This is a genomic window from Streptomyces iconiensis, from assembly GCF_028657195.3.
GTDB classification, from domain to species: Bacteria; Actinomycetota; Actinomycetes; order Streptomycetales; family Streptomycetaceae; genus Streptomyces; species Streptomyces iconiensis.
Map to the genome: position 1 here is coordinate 1 of NZ_JANCPR020000091.1, position 14831 is coordinate 14831.

Annotated in this window: 16 protein-coding genes; 9 read left to right on the top strand and 7 right to left on the bottom strand. The window is 69.0% G+C overall.

The window, feature by feature from the left end; all coding sequences use genetic code 11:
• Window positions 1-122 precede the first annotated feature (122 nt).
• Entirely contained in the window at window positions 123-614 is a 492-nt protein-coding gene (locus tag NMN56_RS42210; protein ID WP_274043448.1) for a nucleotidyltransferase domain-containing protein, read from the bottom strand.
• Window positions 615-1146: 532 nt separating this feature from the next.
• On the opposite strand from NMN56_RS42210, the gene NMN56_RS42220 reads away from it, so the two are divergent.
• The 4 genes from NMN56_RS42220 (at window position 1147) to NMN56_RS42235 (ending at window position 4341) form a co-directional block, all read left to right on the top strand.
• Window positions 1147-1500, top strand: coding sequence for a hypothetical protein (locus NMN56_RS42220; RefSeq protein ID WP_274043375.1), 354 nt, complete (start codon window positions 1147-1149; stop codon window positions 1498-1500).
• Between the two features lie 498 nt (window positions 1501-1998).
• The gene (locus tag NMN56_RS42225) at window positions 1999-3075 is read left to right on the top strand and encodes a hypothetical protein (protein WP_274043374.1); all 1077 of its coding nucleotides are present in this window, start codon (window positions 1999-2001) and stop codon (window positions 3073-3075) included.
• Window positions 3076-3253: 178 nt separating this feature from the next.
• Window positions 3254-3508 (top strand): hypothetical protein, encoded by a 255-nt coding sequence (locus tag NMN56_RS42230; protein WP_274043373.1) that lies wholly within the window; start codon window positions 3254-3256, stop codon window positions 3506-3508.
• A 341-nt stretch (window positions 3509-3849) separates the two neighbouring features.
• A complete protein-coding gene (locus NMN56_RS42235) occupies window positions 3850-4341 on the top strand; it encodes a DinB family protein (RefSeq protein WP_274043372.1) in 492 nt (163 codons plus the stop codon).
• Window positions 4342-4488: 147 nt separating this feature from the next.
• Here NMN56_RS42235 and NMN56_RS42240 read toward each other — a convergent pair whose 3' ends face one another.
• On the bottom strand, window positions 4489-5127 hold the full coding sequence (locus NMN56_RS42240; protein ID WP_274043371.1) for a TetR/AcrR family transcriptional regulator: 639 nt from the start codon (window positions 5125-5127) through the stop codon (window positions 4489-4491).
• A gap of 103 nt (window positions 5128-5230) precedes the next feature.
• Here NMN56_RS42240 and NMN56_RS42245 point away from each other — a divergent pair, with 103 nt between their 5' ends.
• The 3 genes from NMN56_RS42245 (at window position 5231) to NMN56_RS42255 (ending at window position 8880) form a co-directional block, all read left to right on the top strand.
• Window positions 5231-5926, top strand: a complete 696-nt coding sequence (locus tag NMN56_RS42245; RefSeq protein WP_274043370.1) for an alpha/beta fold hydrolase — start codon at window positions 5231-5233, stop codon at window positions 5924-5926.
• Window positions 5927-6500: 574 nt separating this feature from the next.
• Entirely contained in the window at window positions 6501-8051 is a 1551-nt protein-coding gene (locus tag NMN56_RS42250) for an endonuclease/exonuclease/phosphatase family protein (protein ID WP_274043369.1), read from the top strand.
• 376 nt (window positions 8052-8427) lie between these two features.
• The gene (locus NMN56_RS42255; protein WP_274043368.1) at window positions 8428-8880 is read left to right on the top strand and encodes a VOC family protein; all 453 of its coding nucleotides are present in this window, start codon (window positions 8428-8430) and stop codon (window positions 8878-8880) included.
• Window positions 8881-9243: 363 nt separating this feature from the next.
• On the opposite strand, the gene NMN56_RS42260 is transcribed toward NMN56_RS42255, so the two are convergent.
• Window positions 9244-9663 (bottom strand): PPOX class F420-dependent oxidoreductase, encoded by a 420-nt coding sequence (locus NMN56_RS42260; protein WP_274043367.1) that lies wholly within the window; start codon window positions 9661-9663, stop codon window positions 9244-9246.
• A gap of 156 nt (window positions 9664-9819) precedes the next feature.
• Between NMN56_RS42260 and NMN56_RS42265 the strand changes: the two genes are divergently transcribed.
• Window positions 9820-10176, top strand: a complete 357-nt coding sequence (locus tag NMN56_RS42265; RefSeq protein ID WP_274043366.1) for a hypothetical protein — start codon at window positions 9820-9822, stop codon at window positions 10174-10176.
• Window positions 10177-10182: 6 nt separating this feature from the next.
• Here the strand turns inward: NMN56_RS42265 and NMN56_RS42270 are convergent, their stop codons facing one another.
• From NMN56_RS42270 to NMN56_RS42285, 4 genes are all read right to left on the bottom strand, one after another.
• On the bottom strand, window positions 10183-10716 hold the full coding sequence (locus tag NMN56_RS42270) for an HAD domain-containing protein (RefSeq protein ID WP_274043365.1): 534 nt from the start codon (window positions 10714-10716) through the stop codon (window positions 10183-10185).
• Window positions 10717-10740: 24 nt separating this feature from the next.
• Window positions 10741-11436, bottom strand: coding sequence for a class I SAM-dependent methyltransferase (locus NMN56_RS42275; protein ID WP_274043364.1), 696 nt, complete (start codon window positions 11434-11436; stop codon window positions 10741-10743).
• Between the two features lie 2 nt (window positions 11437-11438).
• Window positions 11439-12353 (bottom strand): phosphotransferase family protein, encoded by a 915-nt coding sequence (locus NMN56_RS42280; RefSeq protein WP_274043363.1) that lies wholly within the window; start codon window positions 12351-12353, stop codon window positions 11439-11441.
• Window positions 12354-12456: 103 nt separating this feature from the next.
• Window positions 12457-13215, bottom strand: a complete 759-nt coding sequence (locus NMN56_RS42285) for a hypothetical protein (RefSeq protein WP_274043361.1) — start codon at window positions 13213-13215, stop codon at window positions 12457-12459.
• 173 nt (window positions 13216-13388) lie between these two features.
• Here NMN56_RS42285 and NMN56_RS42290 point away from each other — a divergent pair, with 173 nt between their 5' ends.
• Window positions 13389-14741 (top strand): NsdA family TPR-like regulatory protein, encoded by a 1353-nt coding sequence (locus tag NMN56_RS42290; protein ID WP_274043360.1) that lies wholly within the window; start codon window positions 13389-13391, stop codon window positions 14739-14741.
• Window positions 14742-14831 lie beyond the last annotated feature (90 nt).

Here is a 14831-nt window from a genome sequence, read left to right on the forward strand (position 1 = left end):
AGGCCATGATCCACGTCGCCTCGATCGACAACCTCGCCAAGCGCATAACGGACGAGACCACCCCCACCTGGCGAGGAACCTACTAGGAGATAAAGGGCAATCCGCCTACATCAAACGCCCTCTCAGAAGTGGGTGGCGATCCGGAAGGCCCGGCGGAGTTGGGCCATGTCGTGCCGGTCGCGTTCCGTGGGTTCGTATCCCTGGTGGAAGTAGACCTGCTGCTCGGCGGACAGACACGGGACGGCCGTCCCCCTGAGGGTGCCTGTCACGAAGCACGAGGAGGGGTAGACGAAAGGACGCTCAGGGTCGGGCGACGCCTGCTCCGCCGAGCCCTCGTCCCCGAAGACGAGGGGATGGAGGTCGACCTCTCGGCCGTCCTGAGCCGTGACGACCCATCGGATGGGCCTCCAGCTCAGGCTCTCCACGAAGCCCGCCTCAAAGAGGGCTGCCACCACAGCGGCTTCCTGGTCCTGCCGATACATCAGGTCCAAGTCGCGGTGGTCCCGGGTCTGTTCGCCGATCAGAGCGTCGATCCCCCATCCTCCACCGATCCAGACATCTGCCTCCGCCCGTCGCAGCAGATTCAGGACGGACAACACGTCTTCAGCCGTCATCACGAGACGCAGGCTAGAGGCGATCGCCCCGGACAGCGAACGTGTTCCCTGTCCGCTACCGCCCTTGTCCGTGACCGCCCTTCTCGGCGCGGAGCTTGCCGGGCCTGCGGCGGCGGGGACCGCGGCGGGAGCGCATCGGCGGTATGCCCTTCAGGAACGGAGGGCCGGGGCTTGGCAGTCAGGGATGCCGGCGCCCGGGAGCGCGACGGACAGGGGCGGGTCCGCTCAGTGATCGGGTGGGTCTACGCACCGTACGAGCCCCCTCGGCATCCGGCCCCCTCGGCATCCGTTCCAGGACCTGCTCGTTCAGCTCGCGATCCAGGGTCCCGCAGGTCCGGGCTTGGAGACCGGCGGGGCCAGTCGGCGCAGGCACGCCGCGGCCGGGTCGTCTCCAACCAGCGCGGCACGTCCCTACCGCCCCGGTTTACCGCGAACCTCAACCCTGGATCTGACGCCTATTTCCTGTGCGGTCCGTAGTTTCGTGGAAGCACAGCTCCGTGCACACGGCACGGGACAGAAGGGGGATTCAGGAATGCTGACGAGGAAACACCAGGCCGTCATCGGTTCGGTCGTCGTCGTACTGGCAGGTGTGCTGGGCGGCGCGAGTCCGGCACAGGCCGCTGCCGCACCCGCCGGGGCCGATGGCACCGCTATTGCGCACGCCGCCGCCGCTGGTGGTACCGCACCGGCGTGCATCAAGCGCAGTTTCGTGAACAACCCCGACGGTGGCATGCAGTCCTGGCCGTACAACAACTGCGGCAAGACGATGCGCATCAGGATCATCGTCAAAAACTGGAGGGACACGTCCTGCCAGTCCATTCCGAACAAGCAGTCCCGGTATTTCCGCACCGTTGGTGGCAGCTACGGCCGGACCGCTGTCTGCTGACACGCCCCCGGACAACGATGGCGAATTCCACGCCTCGGACGTGACGACCGGCGAGATCGCCGACGAAGAGAACCGAGTCGATGCGGACGACCGGTATGCGAGCGGTCTCTCCGGTTGCGTCAGCGGCTGCAAACGGCGACAGACTGGAGGGATCAGAACCTTTCCCTCCTGAAATTTCGGGCTCAACCGAAACGTCGTGACTTTCGCATACGTGGGGACCAGGGTGAGGCGCCAGATCCGCCCGGCACGGGCGTGTGCCGATGGTGCGGCGCAACACCGTCGCCGCACGAATGGAAAACCTGGTCAAGCACGGTAGTTCCGGCTTGATGACGGACATGGAGGCACCCCGCCGAGGCCGCCTCGCTCCCAGCCCGGTCCCGCTACGGCTCCAGGCGCCGGGGGTCTGCCGCGCGCTTCGGCTTCGGCGTCCCGCACTTGGGCGCCACTCATGCCGAGCGCCTCCCTCACCACCACGTCAACGGAGCAACGGAGGACCACGTGAGCATCAATCGTCGTCGGTTACTGAGCGGGGCGGCAGCCGCCGCATCCGCCGGAGCGCTGGGCACACTGGCCACGCCCGCGCGGGGCGCGGAACCGAGACTGGAGCACTTCGAACTGGGCTTGCTCGACGCGAACCCCGACAAGTGCCAGATCGAGTGGGTGAACACCGGGAAGGTGGAGCGCGACGACCGGTTGATCCGTCAGCGAGAGCCACTGAAGACCGGTGGCTGGCAGCCACTTGAGCTGAAGTACCGATGGCTGCCGTGGATCAACGGCGATGAAAGCGGCGGAGTCGCCTACATGATCGTCGGCGGGGACACGGAGAACGGACGGGTGGCCATCCACCGGCAGTCCGACGGCGAGCGGCTGGCCTGGTTCGACGGTCTCAGCATGTACCCGCACAGCATCGAGTACCTGCCCTCGGCGAATGCCGTCGTCGTGGTCGGCACCCGTACGCCCGGCCTCCCTGGCGGGGGCGGCAGACGAGGTGGCTGCTACCAGCTCTTCACAGCGCCCCGGAACAGCGGCGGCGTCTTCACGCCCGTGGGCGAACCACGCCAGTTCCGGCAGGCGCACGGGGCGGCCTGGCAGTACCACCAGGACAACCCGGGCGACCCGGGAAAGATCACTGGCACCCTGTGGATGTACGGGTACGTCACGCTCCAGGGGTACCGGGTCACCGGCTGGCGCGAAAGCGTTCAGTTGGAGGAAGTGCCGGAACTCCGCGTATGGGACCGCGCGTTCAACAACGGCCACGACCTCACGCTGGATGGACATGAGCCCGCCGTGCTCTGGGCGACGGGCACGAAACGGGCCTTCCGTATCGACGTGTCCGGCTCACGTCCGCAAGTCGTCGATCACTTCGAGCGCTGGGTGAAGTCCTACTCCCGGCACAGCAGCGGGCGCGGCATATGGACCAGCTCACAGGGCGTACAGAAGCCGAACGTCTACGGCAGTGACCGTGTGAACCTGGAGTGGCCGAAGGCGCGGTACTTCGCTCCGGACAACGCAAGCTGGATCTACAAGGCCAGGACCACCGACTGGCTGCTGCCCGGCCAGACCGACCCCCGCTGAGCGCGGACTGAGGGCTCACCCGCCGCCCGCACGGGCGGCGGGTGAGCCCTCAGGCGTCGTTGCGCGGACGCGATGGCGCGGGCGCATCGGTGCCTTCCGCAGCCGCCGACCCCCGGCCCGCCCCGCCGCCGCCCCGGGGCCGTCCCGAGGCTGACACTGGCCCCGACCGGTGCCCCCCATGGCGCAGCCCGCGCAGGCCCGCGACATGGCCGCCGAACGGCTCGGGACTCAGCTGCCGGAACTGGACGGCCTCACCCACTCCTGGATGCTCCGGGACCCCGAACGGGGAGCAGGCGTGCTGCGCCGCTTCTGGGCATTGCTCGGTGTCGTTGTCGACCGTGGGCGGAAGACCGGGCGCTACCGGACAGGGCTCGTGCCGACCGGCCGAGGTAGGATCGGGCCCAACGGGGCCTCTGCGGCAGGTCGGACGTAAAGTCCGAGAAGAAGCCGGTCCCTCGTCTCGCCGGTCCGGTTGCTGGCCGTCGATGACACTCCTCTCCGCCAGGAACCCCTCTCGGCCACCGATTCGTGTTCGGCACCGAACCGATCAACTCGGCCCTCTTGCCCGCAAGGCCGATCAACTCGGCCCTCCTTGCCCGCAAGCAGGCGAAATCATCGCCGCCCACCGGTCGGGCTCGCTGGTTCCGGCGTCACCGCCCGCCACACCGAAGCGGGGTGACGCCGCCGCCTCGACGCGGCGTCCGGCCGGAAACCTCGACGGGCCAATCGAACGGAACCGTGCACTCCAACGCTGTCTGCGAAAGGACACACGCCATGCGCAACCCGACCGGCACCACCTGCGGCCCCGAGCGCCAGCTGCTCCAGTACATGCTCGACCACATGCGGACCGAGCTGATCGACACGGTGCGCGGCCTGTCCGAATCAGAGGCCCGCCGCCGCCTCGTTCCGTCCATGACGACTCCGATCGGGCTGGTCAAACATGCCGCGTTCGCCGAACGGAACTGGTTCCAGCGCGTCCTGGCAGGGCTGCCGGACTCCGAATGCGACGGTGCGATGGTGGGCGAGGACAGCTTCGTGGTCAGTGACGACGAGACGGTGGCGGACGTGATCGCCGAATTCGAGCGCGCCGGGGACCGGGCACGAGCGATCGCCGCGGACATCGACCTCGACGCCACCCGGCAGCACCCTGTCTTCGGCACCGTCAGCCTGCGGTGGATCTACCTGCTCATGATCCAGGAATTCGGCCGCCATGCCGGCCACGGCGACATCCTGCGCGAGCAGACCCACGCCACCCGCCGGACTTGAGCCGACCCGCCGGCTCGCCAGTCCGTCAGTCCGCCACTGCTCAACTGCCCAACTGCCCTACGAGGGGCTGCGGTTGGCGGGCCGGACCGCCAGGCGACGTAGTACTGCGTCGCCTACCGCTCGCCTGAGGTCACAGACTCCGTTCGGTCACCCGGGTCTGCCCGACGCCGTGTCGGTGCCGGTCGTGCCGCTGCTGGTGCGCTCCTGGGGGCAGTAGTCAGTTGAGCGGTGGCCGCCGGCCAGGTGCTCGACCGCGCCGAGGAAGTCGCGAAAGGCCCGGTCGGTGCGGATGGTGTCGCCGGTGGCGTCGAGGTCCATGACGAGACCACGGATGACGGCGAGAACGAGGGTCGCCAGCTCCGGCCGGCCGATGCTGCGCAGGCCGTCCTCCAGCGGCCCGAGCCAGTCGGTCGTCGCGGTACGCCGGAAGTCGGGCCACAACTTCTGCTCCGCGCTCTCGCGCAGCTGACCGAACATCCGCAGGTACGGCCGTCCGTCCGGCCCTGTGATGGAGGCCCAGGCGCGCTCCAGGGTGACCGTGTAGTGCTCGTCGGGCCGCGCCCGCAGGAGGTCGCCGAATGTGTCGAGCTGGCGTTGGCGCGCGTGCCCGAGCACGGCCCGCAGCAGGGCGTCGCGGGTGCCGAAGTGGTAGATCAGCATGCGGGCCGAGGCGCCTGTGGCGGTGGCCAGCGGCTCAAGCCGGTCGGGGAGGCCGTGAGCGAGGGCGTAATCGGCGCAGGCATCGAGCAGCCTCTCCCTGATGTGTGGTTGCGGTCGTCTGCCCATGCCGAACATTTTTTCCCGTAACAGCGAGTACGTCTACCGTTGATCGAAAGGCAGCCAAGGCAGCCCGGACGGCGAGACAGTCAAGGCAGACGTGGAGACAGCGATGAGGGTCGTATTCGTGCATGGGGCGTGCGTGCGGGACGGGTCGTGGTGGTGGCACCGCACCGCCGAACTGCTGCAGGAGCGAGGAGTGCCGAGCGTGGCACCGGCGCTGCCGAGCTGCGGCGAGGCGGGCCCGCCCGGGGGAGCCGACGGTCCGGGGCTGCCCGAGGATGTCGCTGCGGTGCGGAAGGTGCTGCTGGACAGCGACGAGCCGACCGTTGTGGTCGCCCACAGCTACGGCGGCATCGTCACCGCGGAAGCCGCCGCTGACGTCGGTTCCGTACGCCACCTGCTGCTGGTCTCCAGCTACCTGCCCGAGGTCGGGCAGAGCCTGTCGGATTTCGGGGACAGCGGCCCCGCCCCGTTCCTCGACGTCGACCCCGAAGCCGGCACCTTCGGGGTACGCCCCGAGCTGCTCGCGGACACCTTCCTGCAGGACTGCGAACCCGAGGTCCAGGCGCAGGCGGCGGACCGGCTCGCCCGGCAGAGCGTGCGGGTGACCGGGCAGCCGGTCGGGGCAGCCGCATGGCAGCAGGTGCCCTCGACGTACCTGGTCTGCGCCCAGGACCGGGGCACCCCGCCGCGGCTGCAGCGCGAGTTCGCCCGCCGGGCCGGCAGCGCCGTCGAACTCGACACCGGCCACCATCCGTTCCTGTCCCAGCCCGCCGCGGTCCGTGACCTGCTACTGAGCCTGTGACGACGGCAGCCACGGGCGGGCCTGTCCGCGCCTTTCCGCGTGCTCGCGTGCGTGCCCATGAACTCCGCTTCCCCCTCTGGCCTTTCCTGGCGTCACAGGCCGTCCTTCGATTGGCGGAAGTTTCCCGCCTGCTCACACCGGGCCGCAGGTGGCGGGGCATGCCCAGTTCACCGACGTCGGACCCGGGGTGAGGAGTGGCGGAGTGGCGGAGGTGGGCGTCGTGGGGGAGGGCCTGCAACTTCCCCCTCCCGCGGTTGAAAACCGGGGAGATCGCCCCGGGTCCGGGTCTGCCGCCGACGACCACGGTGGTGCTCCGCAACAACAACGCCCCTCATACGCCGAAGCCGTCGACCAGGAACAAGACAGGGGAGACGCCGCGGTGTCTCAACGTCTCCATGCCCCTCAGCGACAGGGGCGCGATGAACACCGAGAACAAGCTTGAGATTCCGACGACAAGATCAGCGTCCGGAAAGAGACCCGGCCGAACCGGAAAGAGACCCGGCCGAAGAGGAAGCTCAACGACGGGCGGAAAGCCAACGGCTGCTGCCCGGCCGTTGAGTGACGGGAGTCGATGATGCCGAACAGGATCAGTCTGTACACGAGCGAGCCGCTGCGGCCCGGGGCGGATATTCCGGTCTATTACGAGGTGGAAGTAGAGGGCAACAACAATCGCGTCGCCCTCTACCGGGGCGACGGCGTGGACGCAGAGTGCGTCGCCTTCGACTACGCGCCGGGAACGGCCGGGGTGGTGTGGTTCTGCGGCCTGTCCACCGACCCCAGCCAGGACGACGCCATCTCACCCGGCCACTACGTCCTCAGGCTGCAAGGGACCGTCCAGCCCGGCCAGGCGCGGGCCGACGCGGTACGCGAGTGCGTCACCGACCTGACCGACCCCCTCCGCTTCTGCCTGACATCTGACCCGTACTTCGTGGTCGGTTCCTTCACCACGGTGAACACGGCCGTTGGGCAGCCGGTCTGCGTTCCGCTGGCAGGGCTGCTGGAGTCCTTCGGCCGACCGATCTTCTTCACCAAGTACAGCGGGGACGACTGGTTGTCCGTCTCGCCAGCCGGCGAAGTGACAGGCGTCGCGCCGGGCGGAGTCACGGGCCGGCACGGACACATCGTGGTAGCTGCCCAGGACGCCGGTGACCGCGACGGTCCGGTGGCCACCGTCGCCGTCACCGTCCCCCTGCGGGCCGACACCGACCCGGTGGCCGACCGGCTGCGGGTGGCCACCTGGAACATGTGGTACGACGCCACGTGTGTCCTCAACGGCGACGACAAGGTCATCCGCGCTCTGCTGGAAGAGGACATCGATCTGGTCGCCCTCCAGGAGGTCCACCGCTATCAGGAGCCCGGGACCGTGCGAAGGCTCGCTGAGCGGTTGGGCTGGTACTACCACGAGTACCCCCGACTGAACGACGATCCGGTCGATGACAAGGACGTCGGCCTCCTCTCGCGGTACCCGATCGACCACGACGTCAGCGGATTCGGCGAGCACTACCTGCGCACCGCCGTCACGATCGGCGCACTGACCCTGCAGGTGTGCACCGTCCACCTCGACCACACGTCCTACGGCCCCGACAACGCCCCGTACGGCACACGCCTCTTCACACCCGCCGTCCAGGAACAGGAGTGCGCCTCCGACCGGGCCGAGGAGATGAAGGACCACATCCTCTTCCCGCTCACCCCCTTCACCGACCGCGCGGACGAACAACCGGTGCTCATCCTGGGGGACTTCAACAGCCCCTCCCACCTCGACTGGACCAGCGAAGTCTCCACGCCCCCCTTCAACTGGCCGGCCACCCAACTGCTCGAAGACGCCGCATACATCGACTCCTACCGCGCCGTTCACCCCGAACCCACAGCCGACCCGGGCCTGACCTGGTCACCGGTCACTCTGTGGCGACAAGAACTGCAACGTGCCGAACCCCTCGACCGCATCGACTTCGTCTTCCACAAAGGAAGCCGCCTCCGCGCACTGGACTCCCACACCCTCGTGACCGGCAACCCCGCGCCGGCCGAGGAACACCCCGCATGGGAGGCCCACCCCCGCTACCGCTACAACACCTGGCCCTCGGACCACGCCGCCGTCGTCACCACCTACGAGATCCGGCATCCCTGACCCGCTTGCCCCCTGGTGGCAGAAATGCCGCACACGCGCCGCCGCCGGGCCCCGGTGATGAACACCTACCTGAGGGGACCACTGCTACGGCAGCCCGGCAGCCGGCTCTCACGAGAATTTGGCCGGGCGTTCTTACGACGCGCCGACTGTGCGCCCTCAACCGCTGTGGTCGGCCGCTCGGTTGTTGGAGCATCAGGCGCCCGTCCGCGGCGGTGGCATCTGCGGGTGGTGCGCCGTGTCGTGACCGGTACGGGCGCGGGGCGCAGCAGACTGGTCGCTCGTTGTCTCCGTGTCACGGCCATGGTGCCCTCGTACGTGCCGTGGCCACGGTACGGGGACGCGTACCTCTGCACCTGCTCCTCAGAGAGATGCCGACATGCGCCTTGAAGACCTGCCGGTCCCGGACGAGGGACTGCTGCTCACCCACTTCATCACCGTGGCCGACGTGCCCAGGGCCCGTGCCTTCTACACCGAAGTTCTGGGCGGGGAGACCGTGCTGGAGGAGAATCCCTGCATGGTCAAGCTCGCCAACGGTTGGGTGATCATGAACCCGGGTGGCGGCCCCACCCCGGACAAGCCCGGCATCACCCTCCAGCCTCCGGCCGACCCGAACACGGCCACCAGCTTCCTCAACCTCCGCGTCGCCGACATCCACGCCTGTTACGAGGAGTGGAGCGCCAAAGGCGCGACGTTCGTGACCCCTCCCATCGACCGGAAGGCCGAGCTGCGCTGCTACCTGCGCGACCCGGACGGCTATCTCATCGAAGTAGGCCAGTCCACCGGCCTGTTGCACGGCGAGTTCGCCGACCAGCACACCAGCGACGGCTGATCCCGCCGCGCAGCCGCCATCGCCGACGGGCGAGCCCCGCTGGACGCCGGGCGGGAGATGGTCACAGCTCGCGCCGTACACCGGCGGTACGAGCTTGGTCAGCCGGTACAGGTGGTCCCGCTGAGAAGGTCCGCGGTCCCGAAGCCCGAGCCGGGCGGGCCCCGTAAGAAGCCGGACAGCGTCGCGGCCGACTGCGGACACAGCAGCGGACCGTGCCGTGCGGACCTGCGGCACCGGGATACCCCGCACACGCGGTGCCCGCCGTTTGACGCGTCCGCCGCTCAAGGACGTTCGCGGCGGTCGCCCAGGCCGGCGGGCCACGGCGATCGGTAGTCCGCCGCGCCCGCCACAGGAGGCGTCTCCTCAACCGGCCTGGCTGCTGTCCTTGAGCGAACCCCATCCGTGCCAGCGGTCGATCTCGATCCAGGCGCTCACCCGGCCGCGGTCCCGCTGGGGGTACTGCTCTCCTGTGTAGTGGTGGGCCAGCTTGTCGATGTCGGTCAGGCCCTCGTCGTCCCGCAGCTCGGTGACGTGTCCGACGAGGCTGACGTGGGTGTACCAGTTGTGCTCGTCCAGCACGGTGAGCGTTACCCGGGGATCGTTGCGGACGTGCTCCAGCCGCTTGCGCCCCTGGTCCATGTTCACCAGGACCCTGCCGTCCTCCCACAGGTACCAGGTGGCCGTGGAGACGGGCTGGCCGTCCGGGCGGAGGGTGGTGATCACCGCGGGGTGGGGGCTGCGCAGCATCGTGACGGCGGCTTCGGGCAGCGGTGGCTTCGACAAAGCGCTCTCCTTCTTCTCGTCCGGTCTCTCTTCCGGCTCTCGGTCACTCTCTCCAAGCCTGTCACTTCGGTGCCGTCCAGGGCCGGACCTGTGGGTCCTCACATCCTGTTTCGGAACTCTCTGTCAGCGGGCCAGGGCCTGTCGTCTCCCACGACCATGGGGCGGTATGCCGACGTCGTCCGCCAAGTCCTGCCGAGCGACGCCGACCGCGTCCTGAACGACGCCACATGGCCCGCCCTGACCACCACCATCGCCAAGGCCGAAACGGCGGACCACAACCCACGCCGCCTACTGACGAAACTCAGCGCGGAACGCGAGCTCGAAACGGCCAAGTCTCCGGCCCAGGTACTGATCTGGCGGGTCACCGCACAGCCCAACAAGCGGCAGGCAGCGGCAGCCGTACGCAGCACCTCGCCCGGAACGGCCCGCGCCAGCACGACCTCGGCGACCATCTCCAACGTCGCCTCGTCACAGGCTGTCCAGGAGGAGCGGCATCGCCGACGCGGCCGGTAGCGAGCTTCACGCCGCCAGGGTGAGAAAGGCGATCCATTCGCGTACAGCGGCCAGGTGATCGGCCTCCAGCCCCCGGTATGGGCCGGGCTGGACGAGGAGTGTCGGGACGCCGTGCTGTTCTCGTCGCCCGGCCCAGTCGTGGTCCAGGTCGGTGAAGTCGTCATCGATCCAGATGGCGGGCGCTGCCCCGAGCCACTCCGCGACGTAGTCGCGCTTCCACAGGTAGCCGTTGGGGTGGCTGGTGGTGATGTCGGGGTGGGGCAGTTCCAGGTGGGGGAAGCACGGAAGACCGAGCAGCGCGCCAATCAGAACGGAGGCATCGGCGCGCCAACTGGTGCACCAGTGGATGTCCACGATCTCCTCGGCGACCAGCGCGTTGAGCATGCGGCCGTGAGCTGGGTCGAGCCATACGTCGACCGGTGCAGACCGACCTGCCGGGGTGACGCTGTGGCGGGTGTGCGAAGGCGGGATCGTGCCGTCGGCTGACGGGAAGGGGATGAGCACGCCGTCGATGTCCAGGAGCAGGTAGGGCTTGCGCATGAGGACCTCCGAGAGAGCGTGGCGTCAGAGCCTGCGTGCTGTGATGAGGAGCGTCGTGGGGTTGCCGTCCTGTGCGGGGTGGGAGAGGTCCAAGGCCCCAGTCATGGTGAGGCCCGCGTGACGCAGGTGCTGGGCCCACCGGCTGGCGTCGAACTCCCACCGCGCGATGGACAGTCGGGTCTGGTTGGGCAGGAGCACGGAGTCGCGCGAGGGGCCGTCGTGCGTGACCGCACGCCGACCGTTCCGGCGAGGATGCGGCACGGCGAAAGCGAGCAGCCCGCCGGGAACGAGGTGGTCGGTGATCGCCGGGAGGAGCAGGCGTGGCGGAACGATTCCGACGGCGCCGAAGATCGAGTAGATGACGTCGAAGGGCCGCTCGGCCGCCTGGAGGTAGTGCAGGGCGTGACCGGCCGCGAAGGTGAGGCTGCCGATGTGGCTGTAGTGGCTGCGGGCGCGGCGTACCTGGAGACCGACGAGATCCACGCCGGTGGCGTGGACGCGCTGGTGCGCGGCGAGGTGAGCGATGTTGTGGCCCGGTCCGCAGCCCAGCTCCACGACGCGACGGCCGGAATTGCCGGGGCCGAGAATTTCAGAGCCAGGCCCATGGCCAGGGTGTGCGGTCCACTCCATCCGAGGGGGTGGAAGCAGCGCCCTGGCCGGCCCCTCCGCGAGTCGCTGGGAGGCGTGGGTGTGCCACGGCGAGGCGTGGGTGAAAGACACCGCTAGACCTCCAGCAGCTCGACGGCGTCGGCGAGATGACGGCGTACGACGGAGAGGTAGGCGGGGTCGGTCGCTGGGTCGTTGATCCAGCGGACCGCCTGTTCCATGAACCATTCGACGGCCCACACCCGGTGCCAGCCCAGCGCCCACCGCTCAGCTCTGAGACCACCCCGGTCAGCCAAGGCGTCCGGGGTGCCGCCCGCAGCGACGTACGACTCGATGAGCACGAGGAGCCGCTGCGGATCGGGGGCCTCGACTGTTCCGTACCAGGAGGCCAGGTCGAGAAGGCCCGGGCCGGTGAACGCCCGGGCGAAGTCCAGCAGGCGCCAGCCATTGGCGCTGATATGGACGCTGGTCGGGTGGAACTCGGAGTGCACCCAGCCGAACGGCGCGAGCGCAGCCCCCTGTGCCCGGTCCTGGGCGGCCTGGGCGAGGCGGTCCAGGAATCGCTCGACGTCATCGGCATCGAGCCAGCGTTCTCCCTTTCGCAGCTCGCCGAGGTGATCGCGCGCCCGTGTGGGCAGTTCGGCGAGACGTGACGTGTCCATGAGTGGAAGAACGGCGGCAGGACGGACGGCGTGCATGACGACGGCAGCCGCAGCGCCGTCGAGGTCGTCGGCCTCACGCGTGGGGGCTCCGAGGTCGTCCATGAACATGCCCAGCCAGCCCTCTCGCACTGCGGAGGTGTGCAGCCGGGGAACCGGCACGCCACGTGTGTGAGCCATGCGAAGCGCCTGGTCCTCGCCGTCGAAAGGCTGTCGGGCGTACTTGAAGATGCAGGTGGTGCCGTCCGGGAAGGTCAGGCGCTCGACGCCCGACATTGACCAGATCCGCACCTCCTCGCGTTGCGGGGTCGGGCGGCTGGCAAGCGTGCACAGGTCGGAGAGGAGTTCGGCCGCGGCGTGCTGCTGATCCATCGGTGGTGCTCCTGAGGTCAGGGGTGGTGCTGTGGGGGGGGGGGGGCCGCGGGGGCGAGGGCGGCGCCCCCCCCCCCCCCCCACAGCGGTTCGAGGGCGCGTGTCAGGCTGCCGCGCTCGGCTTCGGCCGACGGTGGGCGTAGACCTGCGCGATCCAGTCGGCCTTCAGCGCGGAGAGTTCCTCCCGGAAGGTGGAGAGGGAGGCGCCGTACGGGGCGACGACCCCGCCGGTCTGGTCGGGCACGGATTGGCAGCCGTGCACCAGGCGTCCGCCGAGAGCGGCGTGGGCCTTGATGGACTCGATGCGGCGGTACTCGTTGAACCAGCCACCGTGGTAGACCTCGTCCAGCAGGCCACCCATCTCGTCGTCCAGGTCGAACACGACGGAAGTGGCGGCGGGGAAGAACCAGCACGGGCCGACGTTCGAGATGTGACCGTCCAGCTCGACTTTGTTGAGGGCCATCAGCGTCGCCGCCTGCCGCAGCATCCGCAGGTGTTCGCCGGTGATCTGAGGCAGGCCGAGGCTGGGCAGGTGTTCCGCGCGGAACAGGTAGGCGTACACCTCGTACGCGGTCGCCAGGACCCGTGCCGCATCCGTGGTCGGTGCGGCATGGGCCTTCACGAACTCCAGCGCCATCTGCTCCACCGCCTGCTCCGTGCTCTCCTGCGCGGGCAGCAGCTCGGACTTGACCTGCTCCCAGTCGGCAAGCAGCCAGCTGTGGGACTCGAATCGGAAGAAGTACTCGGTCGGGTCAACACTGAGGCAGCGCCCGTCCACGCTGACGCCGGGCAGCCGGTTCCAGCGCAGGTCGAACGCCTCGGGAAGTTCGACCGAGATGGTCGTGGTGTCGAGGGTGGTCATGGGTTTCCTCCGTCTTTCGTACGGGTGGGAGAGACGCTCGGGTTCAGGCAGCGGGTGTCTTCCGCATCCCGAACGGCCTGCATTCAGTGAACCCACAACTGCTCACAGTCGGTACGGTGTTGAGCACGCAAGGTGGTATACGCGGTTTACGGTCCGCCTTCGGGGAGAGCCCTGTGGCATCCAGACATCAGCCCAATGCCCGCCTGCGCGACTTGGTCGCCGAGGCGCGATGCACGTATGACGCCCTGGCCCGCGCCGTGCGGCAGGTGGCGGCGGAGAACGGCGAACTGCTGCAGACCAACAAGTCCGCCGTCTCACACTGGATCAGCGGCACCAGACGTCCTACGGGGCGTATGCCGAGCTACCTGGCAGGAGCCCTCTCGCGGCTCACCGGCCGCACGGTCACCCCGCGCGAACTCGGCTACGAGGACGAGGCCGCGCCGCCTTCCGGTGACGACCCCGTGGCAACCGCCGCGGACCTGGGCCGCGCGGATGTCGAGCGTCATCGGTATCTGGCAATCGCCGCGTTCACCACGGCCGGAGTCGCCATGCCCCTGAGCTACGACCACGAAGCCACTTCCCGCCTGCTCCAGGCCCGCTCGGGGGACACGCTGGTGGGCGCGGAGGACGTGGAGGTGGTCCGGCACATCACCGCCGCTTTCAGTTCCGCCGACGAACGCCTCGGCGGAGGCCACGGCCTCACCACCGTTACCGCCTACCTCGCGGACACCGCCGCACCGATACTCCGAGCCCGCTTCCGCACCGACCACGCTCGGCGCCAGGCATTCGGCGCAGTGGCCGAACTGGCCTACCTGGCAGGCGGGAAGCACCACGACCTGGGCCAGGAGGGCGCAGCCCAGCGCTATTACCAGGTCGGATACCAGCTCGCCTGCGAAGCGGACCCGCACGCACACGCCGCCTGGATGATGCGCGCGCTCGCCCATCAGGCCCTCAGCCTCAAACAGCCCCATCACTGCGTCGACCTCGTCGAAGGTGCTCTGGCTATCGGGCTCGGCCACGTAGACGGGCAGACCGAAGCCCTCCTGCACATCACCCACGCTCGCGCGTATGCAGCCGTGGATGAGAAATCCGCCGCCGCTCGCGCACTGCTGGCCGCAGAAGACGCGTTACTGCGCGACGACCGATCCCAGCCCAGCTACTCCCTCGTCTCCGGACCCGCCGCCGGCACCGTGGCCAGCCACACGGCCCGTACTCTCACGGACCTCGCCGACCACCCGGGCACCGAGATCCAGCACCGCGCAGCGCTCACACGCTGGGACCCGGCAAAGTACAAACGCGTGCACGCCCTCACCCACGCCGACCTCGGCGACAGCCTCGCGTCCCAGGCACGCGCCGACGAAGCCATCGCCGCGTGGCGAACCGCCCTCGACCTCATGGAGGGCATGACCTCCGACCGCACCCGCAAGGCGATCAGCAGCATCCGCCCCACTCTGGCGATCTACCAACGCCGAGGCGTCCCTGGCGCCTCCGAACTCGCCCGCCTGGCCAGCGAGTCACTCCTCTAGCATCACGACCATCACCGGCGAACGAAGGGAACCAACCCCGTGGCCCACCCGCGGACCGACCAGTCCAACGGCCACCCCCCCCCCCGGGGA

Bases quoted from the DNA above. Each gene is read 5' to 3' on its own strand.
- NMN56_RS42210 (WP_274043448.1), bottom strand. From the start codon at position 614: ATGACGGCTGAAGACGTGTTGTCCGTCCTGAATCTGCTGCGACGGGCG.
- NMN56_RS42220 (WP_274043375.1), top strand. From the start codon at position 1,147: ATGCTGACGAGGAAACACCAGGCCGTCATCGGTTCGGTCGTCGTCGTA.
- NMN56_RS42230 (WP_274043373.1), top strand. From the start codon at position 3,254: ATGGCGCAGCCCGCGCAGGCCCGCGACATGGCCGCCGAACGGCTCGGG.
- NMN56_RS42235 (WP_274043372.1), top strand. From the start codon at position 3,850: ATGCGCAACCCGACCGGCACCACCTGCGGCCCCGAGCGCCAGCTGCTC.
- NMN56_RS42240 (WP_274043371.1), bottom strand. From the start codon at position 5,127: ATGGGCAGACGACCGCAACCACACATCAGGGAGAGGCTGCTCGATGCC.
- NMN56_RS42245 (WP_274043370.1), top strand. From the start codon at position 5,231: ATGAGGGTCGTATTCGTGCATGGGGCGTGCGTGCGGGACGGGTCGTGG.
- NMN56_RS42250 (WP_274043369.1), top strand. From the start codon at position 6,501: ATGCCGAACAGGATCAGTCTGTACACGAGCGAGCCGCTGCGGCCCGGG.
- NMN56_RS42255 (WP_274043368.1), top strand. From the start codon at position 8,428: ATGCGCCTTGAAGACCTGCCGGTCCCGGACGAGGGACTGCTGCTCACC.
- NMN56_RS42265 (WP_274043366.1), top strand. From the start codon at position 9,820: ATGGGGCGGTATGCCGACGTCGTCCGCCAAGTCCTGCCGAGCGACGCC.
- NMN56_RS42270 (WP_274043365.1), bottom strand. From the start codon at position 10,716: ATGCGCAAGCCCTACCTGCTCCTGGACATCGACGGCGTGCTCATCCCC.
- NMN56_RS42280 (WP_274043363.1), bottom strand. From the start codon at position 12,353: ATGGATCAGCAGCACGCCGCGGCCGAACTCCTCTCCGACCTGTGCACG.
- NMN56_RS42285 (WP_274043361.1), bottom strand. From the start codon at position 13,215: ATGACCACCCTCGACACCACGACCATCTCGGTCGAACTTCCCGAGGCG.